Source organism: Synechococcus sp. W55.1 (genome assembly GCF_047461655.1).
Lineage (GTDB): Bacteria > Cyanobacteriota > Cyanobacteriia > Thermostichales > Thermostichaceae > Thermostichus.
Genome location: NZ_JANSHN010000009.1, coordinates 22,130 through 39,977, shown reverse-complemented (window position 1 = coordinate 39,977; position 17,848 = coordinate 22,130). Strand labels below are relative to the sequence as shown.

21 protein-coding genes are annotated in these 17,848 nt (G+C 57.8%); 12 read left to right on the top strand and 9 right to left on the bottom strand.

All coding sequences use genetic code 11. The annotated features are described in order from the left end of the window. Positions 1–69: 69 nt before the first annotated feature. Positions 70–510: a hypothetical protein gene (locus NW816_RS06135; protein ID WP_414408587.1), complete on the bottom strand. Its 441-nt coding sequence runs from the start codon at positions 508–510 to the stop codon at positions 70–72. Positions 511–585: 75 nt separating this feature from the next. Between NW816_RS06135 and NW816_RS06130 the strand changes: the two genes are divergently transcribed. After that, entirely contained in the window at positions 586–1,257 is a 672-nt protein-coding gene (locus NW816_RS06130; RefSeq protein WP_414408586.1) for a hypothetical protein, read from the top strand. Between the two features lie 205 nt (positions 1,258–1,462). After that, a complete protein-coding gene (locus NW816_RS06125; RefSeq protein WP_011431796.1) occupies positions 1,463–1,759 on the top strand; it encodes a DUF2470 domain-containing protein in 297 nt (98 codons plus the stop codon). Positions 1,760–1,778: 19 nt separating this feature from the next. On the opposite strand, the gene grxC is transcribed toward NW816_RS06125, so the two are convergent. The 3 genes from grxC to NW816_RS06110 form a co-directional block, all read right to left on the bottom strand. Further along, positions 1,779–2,039 carry a glutaredoxin 3 gene (gene grxC, locus NW816_RS06120; protein WP_011431797.1) on the bottom strand — a complete coding sequence of 87 codons (261 nt, stop codon included), beginning with the start codon at positions 2,037–2,039 and terminating at the stop codon, positions 1,779–1,781. A 92-nt stretch (positions 2,040–2,131) separates the two neighbouring features. Further along, entirely contained in the window at positions 2,132–4,927 is a 2,796-nt protein-coding gene (gene polA / locus NW816_RS06115) for a DNA polymerase I (protein WP_414408585.1), read from the bottom strand. A 28-nt stretch (positions 4,928–4,955) separates the two neighbouring features. Beyond that, positions 4,956–5,186 (bottom strand): hypothetical protein, encoded by a 231-nt coding sequence (locus tag NW816_RS06110; protein WP_414355428.1) that lies wholly within the window; start codon positions 5,184–5,186, stop codon positions 4,956–4,958. 80 nt (positions 5,187–5,266) lie between these two features. Between NW816_RS06110 and NW816_RS06105 the strand changes: the two genes are divergently transcribed. From NW816_RS06105 to cpdA, 4 genes are all read left to right on the top strand, one after another. Further along, complete coding sequence (locus NW816_RS06105; RefSeq protein ID WP_414408584.1) at positions 5,267–5,950, top strand: polysaccharide deacetylase family protein; 684 nt, start codon at positions 5,267–5,269, stop codon at positions 5,948–5,950. Positions 5,951–6,013: 63 nt separating this feature from the next. Next, positions 6,014–6,772: a PspA/IM30 family protein gene (locus tag NW816_RS06100; protein WP_414329450.1), complete on the top strand. Its 759-nt coding sequence runs from the start codon at positions 6,014–6,016 to the stop codon at positions 6,770–6,772. Positions 6,773–7,035: 263 nt separating this feature from the next. Beyond that, a complete protein-coding gene (psbP, locus tag NW816_RS06095) occupies positions 7,036–7,560 on the top strand; it encodes a photosystem II reaction center PsbP (protein WP_011431801.1) in 525 nt (174 codons plus the stop codon). 323 nt (positions 7,561–7,883) lie between these two features. Beyond that, a complete protein-coding gene (gene cpdA / locus NW816_RS06090; protein WP_011431802.1) occupies positions 7,884–8,678 on the top strand; it encodes a 3',5'-cyclic-AMP phosphodiesterase in 795 nt (264 codons plus the stop codon). Here cpdA and NW816_RS06085 read toward each other — a convergent pair. Then, the gene (locus NW816_RS06085; RefSeq protein WP_414408583.1) at positions 8,675–9,499 is read right to left on the bottom strand and encodes an ABC transporter permease; all 825 of its coding nucleotides are present in this window, start codon (positions 9,497–9,499) and stop codon (positions 8,675–8,677) included. The genes cpdA and NW816_RS06085 overlap by 4 nt on opposite strands. Beyond that, positions 9,496–10,425: an ABC transporter permease gene (locus NW816_RS06080; RefSeq protein ID WP_011431804.1), complete on the bottom strand. Its 930-nt coding sequence runs from the start codon at positions 10,423–10,425 to the stop codon at positions 9,496–9,498. Before NW816_RS06080 ends, NW816_RS06085 begins: the two co-directional genes overlap by 4 nt. Positions 10,426–10,554: 129 nt before the next feature. Between NW816_RS06080 and NW816_RS06075 the strand changes: the two genes are divergently transcribed. From NW816_RS06075 to NW816_RS06065, 3 genes are all read left to right on the top strand, one after another. Then, positions 10,555–11,709: a homocysteine biosynthesis protein gene (locus NW816_RS06075; protein ID WP_414408582.1), complete on the top strand. Its 1,155-nt coding sequence runs from the start codon at positions 10,555–10,557 to the stop codon at positions 11,707–11,709. A 389-nt stretch (positions 11,710–12,098) separates the two neighbouring features. Further along, entirely contained in the window at positions 12,099–12,587 is a 489-nt protein-coding gene (locus NW816_RS06070) for a thermonuclease family protein (protein ID WP_414408581.1), read from the top strand. 105 nt (positions 12,588–12,692) lie between these two features. Beyond that, positions 12,693–13,361 carry a cofactor assembly of complex C subunit B gene (locus NW816_RS06065; protein WP_414408580.1) on the top strand — a complete coding sequence of 223 codons (669 nt, stop codon included), beginning with the start codon at positions 12,693–12,695 and terminating at the stop codon, positions 13,359–13,361. Positions 13,362–13,434: 73 nt separating this feature from the next. On the opposite strand, the gene bchI is transcribed toward NW816_RS06065, so the two are convergent. Further along, positions 13,435–14,493 (bottom strand): magnesium chelatase ATPase subunit I, encoded by a 1,059-nt coding sequence (bchI, locus tag NW816_RS06060; protein ID WP_414408579.1) that lies wholly within the window; start codon positions 14,491–14,493, stop codon positions 13,435–13,437. Positions 14,494–14,819: 326 nt separating this feature from the next. Here bchI and NW816_RS06055 point away from each other — a divergent pair, with 326 nt between their 5' ends. Both NW816_RS06055 and NW816_RS06050 read left to right on the top strand, forming a co-directional pair. Continuing rightward, on the top strand, positions 14,820–15,215 hold the full coding sequence (locus tag NW816_RS06055; RefSeq protein WP_414408578.1) for a DUF4168 domain-containing protein: 396 nt from the start codon (positions 14,820–14,822) through the stop codon (positions 15,213–15,215). 75 nt (positions 15,216–15,290) lie between these two features. Further along, positions 15,291–15,830 (top strand): DUF3611 family protein, encoded by a 540-nt coding sequence (locus NW816_RS06050; RefSeq protein ID WP_011431777.1) that lies wholly within the window; start codon positions 15,291–15,293, stop codon positions 15,828–15,830. Positions 15,831–16,013: 183 nt separating this feature from the next. Here NW816_RS06050 and NW816_RS06045 read toward each other — a convergent pair whose 3' ends face one another. Then, complete coding sequence (locus NW816_RS06045) at positions 16,014–16,151, bottom strand: photosystem II reaction center protein K (RefSeq protein ID WP_414350277.1); 138 nt, start codon at positions 16,149–16,151, stop codon at positions 16,014–16,016. A gap of 121 nt (positions 16,152–16,272) precedes the next feature. After that, the gene (gene psaK, locus NW816_RS06040; protein WP_011431775.1) at positions 16,273–16,518 is read right to left on the bottom strand and encodes a photosystem I reaction center subunit PsaK; all 246 of its coding nucleotides are present in this window, start codon (positions 16,516–16,518) and stop codon (positions 16,273–16,275) included. A 357-nt stretch (positions 16,519–16,875) separates the two neighbouring features. On the opposite strand from psaK, the gene NW816_RS06035 reads away from it, so the two are divergent. Continuing rightward, positions 16,876–17,847 carry a fatty acid desaturase gene (locus tag NW816_RS06035; RefSeq protein ID WP_414381682.1) on the top strand — a complete coding sequence of 324 codons (972 nt, stop codon included), beginning with the start codon at positions 16,876–16,878 and terminating at the stop codon, positions 17,845–17,847. Position 17,848 lies beyond the last annotated feature (1 nt).

The window sequence follows — 17,848 nt, the reverse complement described above, 5'->3', positions numbered from 1 at the left end:
CTCTGCTTCCCCCTCAAGAGGCGACCTGCCCAGCCATCCTGCCGCGCTCTTGCTTCGCTCAGAAACTGGCTAGTGGCGTTTGCCACGCAGGGCTTTGGCGCGGTTGTTCACCTGCCTTACAAACAGAGGCAGCAGGTGCGCCTGGATATATTCAAACGCTGCTTGTAGACCTTCTTTTTCGTAAACCAGGCCGATTTCCGCCTCAACCTGCGTGGGATCCCTGAAGGCCGACAAAAATTGGTTGGAGGTCAGCCAAGTGAAGAGTTCTGCGCGATTCAGGTCACAACTGGGCGGGGAGGGCACTTGCCAGTCTTGAGGTGGCCCAAGCAGCCACTGCCGGGCAAACAAGCTCAACACCGCATCCCCCAGCCAAGCCTTGTCTCGACGGGATCCCTCGTCCAACTGGACCACCTGCTGTCTGATGGTCTGGCCGGTTGGGGAGAGATGGGATCCTGTCGGCATGGAAGTGGCAAGTGCGCAAGGACTGGCAGCAGACAAGCCCGGCGGCAAAGCGCCCCTGCCTCATTTTAAGATAAGGTCTGGCCCGTTGCAGATGGAGTGTGGCATTGTGAGGATCCTTGGAGCATGTTGTTGGAGCTAACCCCAGAAGAATGCGAATCGGTGATTCCGGTGGTGCCAACGCGCCTTCAGTATGCGGCTTACTGGAGCGATGCCCTCAAGAGCACGGGCCGTATCATCACAGCCATTTTGGTGGGCGTGGCGCTGCTGGTTCTTTCCCGCGCTTTTGGCGAGGGATCCTTTCTGGGGGCAATCGCCTTCCTGGTCGGGATTCTCTCGTTGCTCTATCCCTTCCTGTGGGGGCCGCTCTATACTATCTCCCGCCGTCAGCTAGCCTTTCGCGAGATTCCCTACGGGGGATTGTTTTTTGGGCAGGTGTTGCGCACTCGCCGCTTCGAGGTGGTGGTGGAAGAGCGAGAAAAGCTGGATGAAGAGGGCAACTTCTACATTGAAGAGGTGCGGGAGCGCCAGTTTGAGATGGAAATTGGCGATGAGACCGGAGTCGTCTATCGTGTGCGGGCCAAGGACGATCCCCGCTACAGGCGAATTGTCAAAAAGCAATCGGTGCTCGGGTTGGTGAAAGCCTATTCCCGCGATTTGCAGCGCCGGCCCACCTTGAGCGAGGTCTATGTGGTCAAGCTGGGGGAGTGGGTGGGAGATGTCTCCTATCTGGATCGGGAGGCTTTTTTGGATATGGCAGATGAGCTGTTGGAGCTACAGGCCCAAGGACAAGCTTGATCCCCTGGATCCCTGGTGTTCTCTGGGATGGAGGGAAAGGGATCCCTGCCTTTTTATTCTGAAACCTAAACGGCTGCCTATCCGGGAGCGCCGCTTTTAACGCTGGGTTAGCCGCATTATTGTACTGGCCAGGGGTAGGGTTGGGTAGTTTACTGTGGACTGGCGGGAGCTTTAAACTGAGGGCTGTAAGCTAAAAACAACTGCCATGGGCGATCCTCTCACCCCCCAAGTTAGCGAGCGCATCTGCAAGCACATGAACGAAGATCATGCCGATGCAATAGCCCTTTACGCCAGGGTCTTTGGCCAGGTGGAAGGAGTTACCCAAGCCCGCATGCAGGCCATTGACCCGGAAGGGATGGACTTGCGGGTGCAGGTCGACGGGGCCGTACAAACGCTGCGGATCCGCTTCGACCACCCCCTGCGGGACTCCGAGGACGCCCATCAAACCTTAATTGCCATGGTGAAGCAGGCTCGCGCTCAAGTTAAACAGGCTACAAAGTGATGAGAGATACAGTTGAGGCTTAGCTGGCCTGCTGTAGGAGCAGATCCAACTGGCCGCGAGCCTCTAGCGCGTAAAGATCGTCGCAGCCGCCGATATGCTGGTCGTTGATGAAAATTTGCGGCACCGAACGGCGGCCGTTGGCCCGCTTGGCCATTTCCGCCCGTGCTGCCTCGTCTCCATCGATGGCGTACTCGATATACTTCACGCCTTTGCGATCCAGCAGTTGCTTAGCCCGGATGCAAAAGGGACAAAAACGCCAGGTGTAAATCTCAACAGTCATAAGAAAACAACAAACGCTTTTACATAGCTTAACATTTTCACGGAGCCGGGATCCCTTTCCTTGCAAACCTGGGGTTTTCTGCCTCCCATGGTCTAGTTGGCTTCCTTCCAATTGTGGCCAATTTGGATATCCACCACCAGCGGTATGGAGAGGGGCACCGCTCCTTCCATTTCTGTTTGGATCAGCGGTTTTAGGGCCTGCCATTCCGAGGGATCCACCTCAAACACCAGCTCATCATGCACTTGCAGGAGCAAGCGGGAACGAAAGTTCTGCAGCTTTTGCCGCAGGCGCACCATTGCTACTTTGATAATGTCCGAGGCGGATCCCTGGATGGGGGCATTCACAGCCGCCCGCAATTCGGCTTGTTTGCGATGGCCTGTCAGACGGGACAAATTGGGAAAATAGCGACGGCGACCCAAGATCGTTTCCACATAGCCATGTTTTTCCACAAAGGCTTCGGTGGAGCGCAGGTAGGCGAAAATACCGGCGTAGCGCTCGTTAAATCGCTGTAAAAATTGCTTGGCTTCGGATAGAGAAACCCCCGCAGTGCGGGCAAAGCGCTGCGCTCCCATGCCATAGATCACCCCATAGTTGATCGTTTTGGCCAGGCGGCGTTCTTCGCTGGTTATTTCCTGTTTTTCCAGGAGCAGGCGGGCGGTCAGGGTATGCACATCTTCCCCTGAGCGAAAGCCTTCCAGCAAGGCAGGTTCTTGGCTGAGGTGGGCCAAAATGCGCAGCTCAATTTGAGAGTAATCTGCTGCCGCCAATAGCCATCCCTCTTGGGGAATAAAAGCTTGTCGAATCCGGCGACTGAACTCGGTGCGAATGGGAATATTTTGCAAGTTGGGGTTTGAGGAGCTGAGCCTGCCGGTGGCAGTAACGGTTTGGTTAAAGTCGGTGTGGACTCTGCCGGTATCGCTTCTTACCAGGGCAGGCAGAGCATCCACATAGGTCGATTTCAGCTTGGCCAAGGTGCGGTATTGCACAATGGTTTCGATGAGAGGATGATCCCCCTCTAGCTTTTCCAAAACCGAGGCATCGGTGGAATAGCCGGTGGCCGTTTTGCGGGTTTTGCGAGGATCCAATTTCAGCTTTTCAAAAAGCAGGGATCCCAGTTGTTTGGGAGAATTGAGGTTGAAGGTCTCTCCGGCCTGGGCATAGGCTTTCTGCTCCAAACTTTGCAGCTCTTGTTCCAGCTCTTGGGAAAATTGCCTCAGAAACTCGGTATCAACGCGAATGCCGATCCACTCCATCTCTTCCAAAACTTGGGCCAAGGGCAGCTCGACTTGAATAAAAAGATCCCACAGGCGTGGATCGGTTTTCTGCAGCTTTTCGGTGAGGATTGGCACCAGACGATAGGCACAATAGGCGTCGGTTCCACAGTATTCTGCAACTTTGGAAATCGGGATGTCGGCGATGGACTGTTCCTTGCCCAGCAACTTTTTGTAGCTGGTGGTCGGCAAATTCAAATGGGTGGCTGCCAAATCGGCCAAGTTGTGGCTGGCTTCTGGATCCAAAACGTAGCTGGCCAACATGGGATCAAATCGGATCCCTTGCAGGCGGATCCCGTGGGCGCGGAAAATGCTCAGGTCGTACTTACAGTTTTGTAGGCTTTTGGGTCGGTTGGGATCTTCCCAAAGGGGTTGCAGGCTTTGTTTAACCAGCTCCCAATCCAGGTTGGATCCCTGGCGGTGGCCGATGGGCAAGTAGGCGATATCTCCCTCTGACCAACAACAGCCAATCCCCACCAATTGGGCATCCCGTGGATCTAGGCTGGTAGTTTCGGTATCCCAAGCTACAATTCCTGGGCAGGCCAGCAGCTCTTGCCGCAAAAGCTCCAGTTGCTCCGGCGTATCGATGATGCGCACCGCCGGCAGAGAAGGGACGGGATCCACGGCAAAATCAAACCACAGGGCTTCGTCAGGAGCGTTTGCGGGATCCCCGGTGGGATTAAAAGCGCCAACCACCTCTGCCTCGGTTGGGATCCCCCCCAAAGCCGTTTGTATTTTGCGCACTTGGGCGATGAAGCTGTGAAACTCCAATTTTTCCAGCAGCGGCAGCAATTCTGCTTGATCAAACCCGGTTAATTTCATGCTCTCCCAGTCGGGAGAAAGAGGAACGTCGCATTTGATCCGAGCCATAAATTGCGAGTGCTGGGCCGCCGGGATCCCTTCTTTGAGGTATTGCTGGACTTTTCCTTGGATCTCGTCCAGGTGGTCGAAAATTTCATCCAAACTGCCGTAGCGCTCCAGCAGCTCCACAGCTCGCTTGGGGCCGATCCCTTTCACCCCGGGAATGTTGTCAGAAGGGTCACCACAGAGGGCCTTATAATCCACCACCTGCCAAGGCCAGATGCCCAATTTTTCTTTCACTTGTTCGGGGCCAAACTCGCTGATGCGATCTTTGCTGTTGAGGTGCAAAACCCGAACTCTTCCATCGGTATCGATCAACTGGAACAGATCTTGATCGCCACTTAAGATCTGCACCCGGTAATCTTGGGGGGCTAGCCTACTGAGGGTGCCCAAAATGTCATCGGCTTCAAAACCAGGCACCACCAAAATCGGGATGCGTAGTGCCGTCAACACCTGCTTCAGGTTCTCCACATCTTCGATAAACTCCGGTGGCGTTTCCGGGCGGCCTGATTTGTAGGTTTCGTCGGCCTCGTGGCGAAAAGTGGGCTGCCGTGTATCAAAGGCAACGGCTACATGGGTAGGGGTGTATTTGTCCAAGACTTCTAACAGCGATTTCAAAAAGCCAAAGCTGACGCTGGTGGGGATCCCAGTGGAAGTGCGCAACCCCCCCTCGCGGCTGTAGGCAAAGGCGTAGAAGGAGCGGTAAGCCAAAGAGTGACCATCCACCAGCAGCAGTGTTGGAGTTTGCCAAGCCATCAGCTGATACCTTGAGGGTGAATCTAGCCTATCGGATCTGGGCTATGGGCAGAAGGGATCCCACATCCGTCTCAAGAACTCGAGCGGCGGGCTGCTGCCGACACCCAATGGCAACTTCTGTAATCACAATCTGTAGGCACAATCTGTAATCACAACTGGCTAGGACGAGATCCAAAAGCCCATCGACGGGCCCGCCAACCCTGATTTCCGTTTTGCGGGCTACAATGCTCATGCCCATTTTTTCAATTGGTTGGCTCAATCGGCAATACCTAAATTTGTTACCCAGTTGATCACCCAAAGCATTGGCCTCTGGTTCTGGACAAAATACAGCCCGCCACAATGCTCTTCTCTTCTCAGCAAATCCTGCCCCCATCTCTCTACCCACCCCTGCATTGGGGCCTCAAGACCCTCTTTCCCGACGGCCTGTGGGAGTTGCCGGCAGATCCCTGTACCCAGCGGGTGGCTCTGACCTTTGACGATGGCCCTCACCCTGAGTACACCCCTGCTTTGTTGCAGGTTTTGATGGATTTTCAGGTGCCGGCCACGTTTTTTGTGTTGGGAGAACGGGTGCAGCGCTGGCCCCACCTGGCCCGTCAGATCCGCCAACAAGGCCACCGCATTGGCCTTCACGGCTGGCAGCATCGCCCTTTTACCGAGCTTGCCCCTGGAGAGCTTTATCAGAGCCTGAAGCGCAGCCAAACCACCCTCGTGGCTGCCTGTGGCGGGATCCCTGACGATTATCGGGCTGTGCGCCCGCCCAATGGCTTGTTTTGGCCGCAGACGCTTGCGGATTTGCGCCGTTGGGGCTTTTGTCCGGTGATGTGGAGCGTGGTGCCTGAGGATTGGCTGATCCCACCGGTATCGGTGGTAGTGGAGCGGGTGCTGGCCCAGGTGCGGCCTGGCTCCTTAATCGTGCTGCACGATGGGGTACAAGGAGGAGCCCAAGTGGTTGAGGTAACGCGGCAGTTGATCCCAACTTTGAAGAAGCGGGGATTTGAATTTGTCCACTTGCCGGATCCCTGAGATCTTTCCAGTTGGGGAGAAATTAAATACAGTAGAGGCACGCGTAGGCAGGAGGGTCAAGCCATGGGCGCACGCAAGATCATCTACGGCATTTTTGGGCAACGGGCCGGCAGCGTCATCGTCGGAACTTGGAACTGGCTGTGGGGGATCCCGGTGGAGAAAGGTGGCACAGGGGCGGTGATGGTGGCGGAAGAATCCCTACGCACGATGCAGGAGACGGTTCAGCGTCTCACGGAAGCCGTTGCCACCCAAGTAGCCGCCTATCAGCGGGCTGAGCAGAAGTACATGCAAAAGGTGCGGGAGTACCAGGCCCTGGAGAACAAAGCTCGCCTGGCCGCCCAACGGGGCGATCAAGAGGCTGCCCGCCTGGCTATGTCCCAAGCGCTGCAAATTGAGGCCATTCTCGGCCCCCTTAAGGAGAACGTGGAAACTGCCGAGCGCTACGTCAACGCCGCCAAGCAAAAGCTGGCCCGCGAGAAAGAGCGATTGGCCGCTTACAAGAGCGAGCTGAGCAACCTCAAAGACATCAACGAGGTGAACCAAGCTCTGGAGCAGATGACCCGCGTCAACAACTCCTACAACATCGACTCGGCCAAGTCCCAATTTGAGGCGGCAAAGAATGCTATCCAGGCTCGCCAGCTCAAATCCCGAGCCATGAGCGAACTCTCGGAAGATCGCAGCGAGCAGATTGCTGCCCAACTGGATGAAATGGCCATGGACGACGAAATCTCCCGCCGCTTGGCAATGCTCACCGGCCAAGGAGGTGCCCAGGCCAACCTGCCGCTACCGGATCTGGATTTCGAGAAGCGGCTCCCCCAATAGCAGCAGTTGCTTCCAAGCTTGGGGATCCCTCGCTTTTCAACCCACGTCGGCAACCCCGCTGCTAAGTTGCAGGGGGAGTTTTCCGTTGGGAATTGACGGTCAACGGGCTAGAGGGAGTGCGCTCGTACTAGGATGATAAAGGAACAATAGGCAACCCATCTGAGGAGAGGATCCCAGCAATGTCAGCAGCACGAGGCGCGCATTCTGCCCGATCAGGCCTGTGGCCCACTTACGCAACCAGCCCGTGGCTGTCTAGAGCGCTGTTGCTGCTCTGTGTCTGCCTCAGCTTGGTGGTCGGTGCCTGTTCCGCAGGCTCTAACCTACGGGCCTACAGGGATCCCAGCGGAGCCTTTGCTTTTGCCTACCCCAATGGCATGGTGGCGGTCAATCTTGGGCCGGGAAAAGGGCCAGTGGTTCTCCTGCGCGACCTGGTGTACGAGACCGAGAACGTCAGCTTGATGATCGCCCCATTTGACAAAGGGGAGACGATTGCCGATCTGGGCAGCCCGGCTGAGGTGGGGCAGTTGGTGGCGGAGAAGATCATAGCCCCTGAGGGATCCGGTCGCTCGGCCAAGCTGTTGGCTGCCGAAGCCTTTGAGCGGCAGGAGCACCCCTATTACCTGCTGGAATACCAAACCGATATGGGATCCCAGCTTCGCCACGAGGTGGTGACGGTAACCGTTCGGCACCATCGCCTCTATACGCTGACAGCCTCTACCCAGGAATCCCGCTGGCCTCAGGTGCAGGCTGCTTTTAGGAACGTGGGCCGATCTCTGAATGTTTCCTAAAGCTTTTCCTGAGAGGATTTTCTCAAGGGATTGAACCGGGTTGACGGACTTGGGTAGGTTAAGGTTGAGCCCTTTAGGGCTGAGTTATGGTCATTTTAGGTTGGGGGCGAGACGCCTGGGCTACTGAGAAAAGCCTTGTGGTTCTGGGGATTATTGCTCCGCAACGCTGACGCGAAGACGCGACCAACGTTTTGGGTGTGGGTGCAGTGTCCTAGCTTGAATCGAAATGACCCTACCTACGGGTTCCAGCCGGGCCATCTGGTGCTAGAACGGTAGTGTTTTGAACCTGCGGAGATGGGATCCCACCCTCTTGGGCCTGCTCTATGACCGTATACGTGGTTCAGATCAGCGACCTGCATCTGTTTGCCAAGCCCCATCACCGGCTGCTGGGGGTGGACACGGAAGCCTCTTTCCTGCAGGTGCAAAAGGCCATTGCCGCTCTGGATCCCTTGCCGGATCTGCTGCTGCTTACCGGAGATCTCTCTCAAGATGGCAGTGCGGCATCTTACGCCCGTTTGAGAGCCCATTTGCAGGCTCTCCCCATCGATACTTACTGGTTGGCAGGCAACCACGATCGCCTGCACACCATGAACCAAGAGCTTCATGCCGAGCGGCTATTTGGGGACAAGAGCTTCAGCCGGGAAAATTGGAGCTTTATTTTGTTGAACTCCCTCGTGCCCGGCAAAGATAGCGGTTACCTGACGGAGCGCACGCTGCTGTGGCTGAGACAGGAATTGCAGCGGAGCAAAGCCGCCCAACACCATGTTTTGTTGGCCTTGCACCATCCCCCTTTTTCGGTGGATTCTGCCTGGCTGGATCAAAGTGCCCTGCAGCAGCCGGAGCGGTTGTTTGGGGTTCTGGACGAGTTCGACCACATCCGCCTCGTTGTATTCGGCCATATTCACCAAGACCTGCACCGCCGGCGGGAGGGGGTTGATTACCTGGCTTGTCCCTCAACCTGTGTGCAATTTCGTCCCAAGAGCCCCCAGTTTGGCCTGGAGGTAATTCCCCCTGCCCTGAGGCAGATATGGTTGGAGCGAGATGGCAGCTTCAAAACTCAGGTTCAACGGGTGGGAGCTGCTCTGCAACGGCCCAACCTGGCCCTGAAGGGATATTAGCTCTCTTCCTCTTGAGCCTCTGCGGGGGGTAGCCCGATGGCCTGCCCCAAACAGACGCTGGCCCCCAGCAAGGCCAACCACCCCGGCAGCAGCGACAGGAAGGCCACTGCAGCCACCAGGGTATTGTTTCCCCCTTGCAAAAGGCTGTAGAGCAGCATTGGCAGCGTGAGAACCCGCCCACCGCCGACGAAGAAGGTGAGCAAAAATTCGTTCCAGGAGATCAAAAAGGCAAATACCGCCCCAATGGCTGCCCCAGGGGCAATGAGGGGCAACGTTACCTGCCACCACACCTGCCAGGGATCCGCCCCCAAACAGCGGGCCTGCGCCTCGTAGCCGCGGTCGAAACGGGCGAACACACTGCCCATCACCAGAGCCATGTAGGGAATGGTGGGGATCAGATGCACCAAAACCACCGCCAGCAGGGTACTGTCCAGCCGCAGGCGAATCAGCACCCCTTGGATGCCCATCAATACGGCCAAAGGAGAGGTGATGATGGGCAATAGCAGCAGCAGGCGCAGCCAGGCAGGCACGGGACGGGTGCCCAAAACTCGCCCTGCCGGGATCCCCACCCCCAAGGCCAGCAGGGTGGTAAACAGGGCAATTTGCAAGCTCTGGCCGAAGGCTGCCCGGAACTGGGATCCCCAGCTCAGCAGTTGCTGCCAACCGGCTATGCTCCATGCCCGGGGCAGGGCATCGGGAAAATACCAGGCCCGCGTGAAGGCCCAAAGGGCCAGCACCCCAAAGGGCAAAGCCCAAAGGAGGGCCACTCCGGCCACCCCAAGGCGGAGCAGGGATCCCCCAATCCATCTGCGTCCTTTCACGGCTTTCTCCAAGGACTCCGTCCCGCTGAGCCAAACGGCAGCTGCAGAAAGGATACTCTGGCTGCAAACAGCCCTCCGATTAGGCTGACCACCGCTGCCGAGACAGCCAGCAGGATGATCCCCAGCGCCACCGCCTGCTGCCGCTGCTCCAGGTTGATGTGGGTGAAGCGCTGATAGATCAGAACGGGCAAGGTGCGCGGGTAGGTGGGCCCTAAGAGCAAGGGAACCTCAAAGGCGCTGAAGACAAAGCCGAAGATGAGAATCCCGGTGGCCAGCAGCCCCGGCCTCAGCAAGGGCAGCGTTACATACCAAAACGTCTGGGCGGCAGAAGCCCCCAGCAGCCGGGCCTGTTGCTCCAGCTCGGATCCCATCCCGCGCAGCAGCGTCAGCGCCACCAGAGCGGCAAAGGGGATCTCCTTCCAAAGCCAATAGAGCAACACCCCCACATAGCCGCGGTCGTTCACCCACAAGGGAAAATCCTGATCCGAGGCAATCCAGCCCAGTTGGAAGGCCAGCCGCGCCAGCCAACCGCTGGGCCCCAGCAGCAGCAGCATCCCCGCCACCCCCACCAAATGAGGAATCGGCAGCGTCAACTGGCCAAGCCAGATGGCCCACCCCCCCACCCCCCGCAACAGCAGCGCCAGCCCCAGCCCCAAAAGCAGCGCCAACCCCGTTGCCAACAGAGCGATTCTGAGGCTGAGCAACAGGGATCCCCCGACTTCCGCATCCCGCAGCAGCTCCCCATACCCCTGCAGGGTAAACCCCCTCTCGCCCAGGCCGTAGAGGCCCACACTCTGGGCCAGAGCCAGCAGCAGCCCCCCGCCGTAGAGCAGGCCCACCAACCCCAACGCCGGCAAAAGCGGCCCATACTGCCGGATCCCCTTAAGCCCCACCGGCCCAGATCCCCGTCCATTTAAGCTATTCATTGAGCCAGTCCCAAGAGCTGCCTCACGAGAGAATTCAAGATGGGAGCGGATCCCTCGACGATCAAGCGATCAAGACTGCCTAGTGCTCCACACCGCCAACGCGACCAACCATTGCGATCTTTACATCCCATGGAGAGAACCCTAGACCAGATTAACCAACGCATTGCCAAAGGCCAGGTGCGGGTGTGGACGGCCCTGGAAGCCAAAGCCAAGCTGGCCACCTTGGGGATCCAGGAAGCCTTTGAGCAGGTGGATGTGATCACCACCGGCACCTTTGAGCCAATGGAGTCTTCAGGAGCCATTGTGAACCTGGGCCATACGGATCCGCCCATCAAGATTCGCCAAGCTTGGCTGAACGGGGTACCGGCCTATGCCGGATTTGGCGCGGTGGATCTTTACCTGGGGGCAGCCCAACCCAGCGAGCAAGCGGATCAAGCCTATGGGGGCGGCCATGTCATTGCCGACCTGGTGGCGGGCAAGCGCGTCCATTTGCGGGCCATCGGCCAAGTGACCGATTGTTACCCCCGCGCCGACTACGAGACCACCCTGACTCGGGATCAGCTCAACCAGTTTTACCTGTTCAACCCCCGCAATGCCTACCAAAACTTCATCGTCGGGGTGAACGGCGGGGATCGGCCTTTGTACACCTACTTGGGTCTGTTGGAACCGCATCTGGGCAATGCCGTCTATTCCAACCCAGGAGAGCTATCCCCCTTGTTGAACGATCCCCTGTTGCGCCGGGTGGGGATCGGCAGCCGCATCTTTTTGGGAGGCGGCATCGGCTACGTCGCCTGGGAGGGCACCCAACACTTTCCGCTGCAAAAGCGATTGCCCAACCAAACTCCCATCGGCCCGGCGGCCACTCTAGCCCTGATTGGGGATGCCAAGCAAATGCAGGCGGAATGGGTGAGGGGCTGCTACTTCCGCAACTACGGCCCCAGCTTGATGTTGGGGGTCGGGATCCCCATCCCCATCCTTGCTCCTGCGGATTTGGAGGCCATTGCCATTCGGGATGAGGAGTTGGTTGCCCCCGTGATTGACTTTTCCATTCCCCGCCGGGTGCGGCCCACCTTTGGCTTAGTGAGCTATGCCCAACTCAAATCTGGCCAGATCACCCTCAATGGCCGCAAGATTCGCACCGCTCCCCTGGCCAGCTTGCGCCGCTCCATACAAATTGCCGAAATCCTCAAGCAGTGGATAGAAAGCGGCCAATTTACCCTCACCCAACCTGTCGCCCCCCTGCCCCTGGATCGGGAGTTTCTCCCCCAAAATCCCCTCGGCTAGACGGATCCTGAATTCCCACCTGCCAAACAGCCTCTCCAGAGAAAGAGACCAGCCCAATCCCCATTCAAGGCTGAGAAACATCAGCGACAAATCCGCCCGGCAATTGCGGGAAGAGCTGGAGGAACTGGAGAAAAGTCAGCAGAAATGGCGCAGTCGCCTGGGAACCTTGGGCAACCCAACCCCCAGCAGATCTGCAGAATTACTGCCGGCTGGGATCCCTTCCAAACCTGCGGCGGGGTTGTTTTCTAGACAGTTGCCGCTACCATTACGCTTTAAGTGTTGCCACCGGAAACTCCCCGGCGGAAAAAAGAGAGGGGGCCGTGTCCAAAGTGGGAGATAAGGTCATGTTCCAGCGTATTGCTCTCGGCTCTGCTGCATTGGGATTGCTTATGACCATACCCGTCCTTCCCGGCCACGGGTTTGGAGAGCCTCGGGTCGTTCCCGATACCCCGTTCTACTTCGACAACCACCGCTTCGATCGCTACCCCGATGCGGTTGTGGTGCGGGTGGTGAGCGGCGACACCTTGGTGGTGCAAATCGAAGGGGAACAGAAGATGCGCCTGATCCGGTTGGCCGGGATCGAGGGCCTCAGCCCGGAAGAAAACCCCTATTACCAGCAAGCCATTGAACTGATGCGGGAGCGCATCCTCTACCGCACCGTCAAGCTGGAAGGGGATAAGCTGCTGCGCAACGTAGATGCTACGGGCTTGGTGGAGGCCTATGTCTGGTTAGAAGGCCATCAGATGAACGCCATGTTGGTGCGCAATGGCCTGGCCCGCATCATCCCCTACAGCCACAACATCAAGTACGACAGCTACTACGGTGGCCTACAAGAAAAAGCCCAGCAGGAGCGCCTTGGCATTTGGAGCCGTCTCTGAGTTGGCTTTATACTGAACTTCAGTTCTTTAATCTTCAAGGGAGCAGAGAGGAAAGAGCTTCTCCCTTCTCTCCCGTTACTTCCTCTAGGTTATGCCTAGCCTGCCTTGACGGTTGAACCCACTCCAGCCCCCAGGGATCCCAATCGCTGGGTGAGGCGGCTGCCTCTGGTGACCGGCCTTTTGGGCAGCGTCCTTTTGGTTATTAATCGACTGGCCTTTACGCCGGAATTGCTTACCAGCCAGTCCCGTTCAGATGCCTTGGGGATCCTCCTCAGCGCCGTTTTGATCCTGACCGGCCTGCTGTGGCAGCAGATCCAGCCTCTTCCACCCCAAACGGCCCCCCTGCAGGGGATCCCCGGCTGTGATTGGCATCCCGATCTTTCCGAAAGCGAGAAACTGGAGCTGGCTTGGGCCTCCCATACCCTGCTCAGCACCACCGCCGCCCGCACCGTGGTGATCTGGGTGGGTGGGCGAACCCTCCTGCAACGGGGGATCCTAGCCACCCCCGGCCAGATGCCCTCCATTCAGCCCAAGAGCGTTTTACAGCGGGTCTTGCAGACGGGGCGGCCCGTGTATTTGGTGGATCTCAAGCTGTTCCCGGCCCGCGCCGAGTTCGATGGCCTGTTGCCCCCCGGATCCCAGGCCGTGCTGTGCCAGCCCATCGGCCAGCGAGGGTGCTTGATTTTGGGGAGCGATACCCCACGCAGCTTCAGCCGGCAGGAGCAAGCCTGGATTGCCGCCATTGCCGACAAGTTAGCGGCCCTATTTGGCTGAGGTTCGCCGCTCCCAACTTCCCTTCGCCGGGAGAGGGGCCGGGGGTGAGGGCTAGCAGCGCGGAGTGCTTGGGCTAGGCGGCGCTCTCCAAGCTCACCTGGAACACTTCGCTGAAGGCTTTTTCCACCTTGTAGCCCGAGTCGATGGTCTCCAGAGGATCCTTGCGCAGGCGGTGGCGCAAACACAGGCTGATCACCCGACGGATATCGGCGACGGTGACCTCGCTCCGCCCTTCCAAAGCCGCCAGGGCCTTGGCAGCCCGGTTGGTGACAATGTCTCCGCGCAGCCCATCCACCTCCAAAGCCGCACACACTCCGGAGATCTTCAAGCGCAAATCGGGATCCACTGCCACGGTGGGCAAAAGATGTTGGGCTTTTTCGATGCGTTCCCGCAGGCGCTGCTGGGAATCGGCATACTTGGCCAAAAAAGCCTGGGGATCGGCGTCGAACTGGCTGCGCTCCTCCACGATCCGCACCCGCAGGGCAGCATCTCGCACCGTTTCGATCTGGACGAACATGCCAAAGCGATCCAGCAGTTGAGGCCGCAATTCCCCCTCTTCCGGGTTGCCGGATCCCACCAGCACAAACCGAGCCGGATGACGAATGGAAATGCCTTCCCGTTCCACGGTGTTCCAGCCTGAGGCCGCCGCGTCCAGCAACACATCCACCAAGTGGTCATCCAGCAAGTTGACTTCATCCACGTAAAGGATGCCTCGATTGGCCTTGGCCAACAGCCCCGGCTCAAAAGCCTTCACCCCCTGAGCTAAGGCCCGCTCAATGTCGAGAGTGCCACACACCCGGTCTTCCGTTGCCCCCAAGGGCAGATCCACCATCGGCACCTGGATCCAAGTGCTTTCCAGCGTTTCCCCTGCTTGGAGCCGTTCCCACACTTGATCGCTCATCAAGTCCCGCTGCCGTGGGTGGCTGTTGAAGGGATCCCCTTTCACCACCTCGATCCGGGGCAGCAGGTCGGCCAAAGCGCGGATGGTGGTGGATTTGCCCGTGCCGCGATCCCCCATGATCAGCACTCCGCCAATGCGCGGGTCGATCACGTTGAGGAGCAAGGCCAATTTCATCTCCTCTTGGCCAACGATGGCCGTAAACGGGAAAACCGGGCGACGTTCCAAGTTCATAGGGGCAATAACCAGCGATTCATCCCCATTATCCCAGAGGCCACTCCCTTCTGGGGGTCAGATAGGCTGGAAAGGGACTGGAACCTGGAGACGTGTTTTCGGTCAAATAGATAAAGCAAGCTCAGTTGTCAGCGTGGGCGCAGCCCTGACCTTCATGGGGAAGAGCAGGTAGCATCGAAGCCTACCGGGTTCATCGGAGTGCTGAATCGGAGTAGAGCCAAAAGCCCACAAATAGGCAGCGCGAGCAACAGTTGGCGGGTGGGGAGACATCAGCAGTGTCAGGCAAAGCAGGTCGGAGACGGTGGACGGCATTTCCAATCCAAAGCGTGGCCCAAAAAGCGCTGGTGGGCCTGATCTGGGTTTGCACCTGGATCCCTGTGCTGACTGTTTCTCTTGCCGTGGCCCAAACCCCCACCACCGCTGTGGTGTTGAGCGATGAGCAGGTGACGAGGTACGCCCGTATCGTCTTGGAGATGGAGCCCCACCGGCAAGAGGCCCAAAAGCGCTCCCAAGCCACGAACGACCCGGCCAGCAAAGATCAAATCCGGCGAGAATTCATCCGCACCGCGACCGAGATCATCACTCGCCACGGTATGACCGTGCCCGACTACAACCGCATTACGCTCTTGATCCGCTCCGAAGAGGGCAAAGCTTTGCAACAGCGCATTGAGGCCGAAATTCTCCGCCTACAAAGCGAGGATCCCCAACCGCCAGCCCGATAAAAGTGACTGGGGCCAGAGGATAAAGATAGGCTGGAAGCGGAAGTTGCTGTTCATCCAGTCGAGCGGGGGAAAAAGATGAACGAGCCCATGTCGCCGTCAGTGCGGGCGGCTGTCGAGCGGATGAAGTCTCGCTTGCGCCTGACTCGTCGCTTCGGGTTTTGGTTCCAGGCGATCTTGGGGGCGACGGCGCTGCTGCTGTGGTTCGGCTTTTTAATTGGCCAGAATACCGTCTATCGAGACGACTCTCTGGGGGCTATCATCGCCTTCTGGTTCACCTTGTTTACGTTGCTCACCCTGGCAGCCGGTCTGTTCTTCAACTGGCGCTACTTGCTCCACGCGGAGCGCCGCTCAGCTTCTGCCGATGCCTTAAGCCAATTGGATCTGCCCAAGCAGTTGCAGTTGGTCACCTATATCAGCCTCATTGGGGCCTTCCTCGCTCTGATTGGTATGGAAGCCCAAGTGGGCGAGCTGTTGGCGCGCATGTTTTCCCGCACCCAGGCCAACCAGGTGACAGGAGTGCTGCTGCTGGCCGCCAACATCAACGTGACGTTTGCCCACTTCGTCTGCTTGGCAGGGGTTCTCTGGATTACCGGTGTCCTCGACCGCGAACCCTAGCGCCGGATCCCTGGCCCAGTTTTGGGAGTCATTGGCATTTACGTTTTTGACCAGTGACAAGACGGCTTGTCGCTTTTGCCGGGGTATAGCAACAAACCCCCCAACCTGGGAGAGGAGCTGGGGGGAAGCACCTCGGCCCTGCCTGAGTTTCCTCCGGACAAGACCTCAGCAGGAGCGATGGCTTCACTTGAAGCCCACTGCCGCTTGCCAGACAAAGGCCAGCAGGAAAAACAGAACAGGGATGATCGGCAAAATGTCGATCAGCGGGTCAAACAATTCATAGCCTTCCGGCAAACTGGCCAGGAGCATCATCGCTGACATGGCAACAAACCTCAGGGGAAAACGCGGCTGAAGGAACTGCTTTTTTCAGAATCGAAATAGAGTGTAACATCACCAAGCAGGGATCCGGACTAAGTTCAAGAAATGTAAAGGAAGTGGCGACCTAGAGAACGCCAATGTTAGAGAGGCCCAAAACGACCCCCACTCCCAACAAATGGCCAAAGCTGGCAACCCCGATGACTTCTGGCCAGGTCATTCCCAGTACCGGCCCAGTCTCTGAGGCCACTCCGGAGGAGGATTTGAAGCTCAAGTAAGCCAGCCCTGTGCAGAGCAGAATGATCACGGCGTTCAGGGGGGACCAGGGGCTGGTTTGAGCGGTCAGAGCCAACAGCGCAACAACAGGCATCATGGTTTCCATCCTCAGCTCAGGTTAACCGACCCTTAGATTACCCCTCCTGCTGGGATCCCCTCGCAATCTGCACATGAATTGCAACAAAACCTCACACTACGGCTTTTCTCTGGCTTCAGGGGCAGTTTGCCGTTGCCGGGATCCTTCAGGAATCCTTGGCCAGGAGAGGAAGGTGCCCCCATGGCTGGGGTTGTGAGGAAAATAAGGCTTGGGCTGAGAAGCTGGGCAGGTCTCTGCCGTATACTAACGAAAGTTAACAAACTTATCTCTTCGATCTCTTTTCGGTGTGATGACTGGGACGCGCTGCCTCGACCCATCCTCTCTGTCTGCACTGTGCGCACCTAAGGATGGCTGCCGATGACTGTTGCTGCTACTGCTGAACCAGCCCAAAAACCTTTCGCATTGCCTCGTGAGCTGTTGGGGCCACCCTCGGAATTTTGGAATCCCACCTTGCTGATGTTTTTGGCTGCGGTGGTGCTTTCGGCCTCTTGCTTTGGCGGGTACGCCTTTTGGCACTGGCCCAAATGGATGGTGTTCTGGCTCAATTTTGTGGCCCTCTATGTTCTGGGCACGGTGATTCACGATGCTTCCCATGGCTCGGCCCACCGCAACCGCTTTCTGAACGAGGCACTCGGACACGGCTCTGCCCTGTTGCAGGGTTTTGTCTATCCCGTCTTTAAGCGGGTACACATGCAGCACCACGCCCACGTCAACCATCCTGAAGACGATCCAGATCACTATGTCTCAACGGGAGGGCCGCTGTGGCTGATCGCGCCGCGGTTTTTCTACCATGAGGTGTTTTTCTTTAAGCGGCAGCTCTGGCGGAAAGGTCGCTGGGATCTGCTGGAGTGGGGCTTGAGTCGGCTGGTGGTTATCCTGACCTTTGGTCTGGCCGGTTACTTCGGCTACACTGACTACATCATGAACTATTGGCTACCCCCTGCCTTTATCATGGGGTTCTTGCTGGGCTTGTTTTTTGACTACCTGCCCCATCGCCCTTTTCAATCCCAAGAGCGGTGGTACAATGCCCGCGTCTATCCCGGATGGCTGACCAACATTCTGCTGTTGGGGCAAAACTATCACCTGATCCACCATCTCTGGCCTTCTGTTCCCTGGTACAAATACCAAGCAGCCTACTGGGCAGCCAAACCTGAGCTGGACGCGCGCAACTGCCAGCAAACGCTGGGGATCTGGGAGAAGGGAGAGTTTTGGGGCTTTTTGTACGATGCTCTGATCGGTCTGCACTGGCACAAGCCCACTTCAGCTCACCCCGCTGCGCCAGCCAATCCAGAATCGGAGGGATCCCCTGCGGATCCACAGCTTGGCTAGC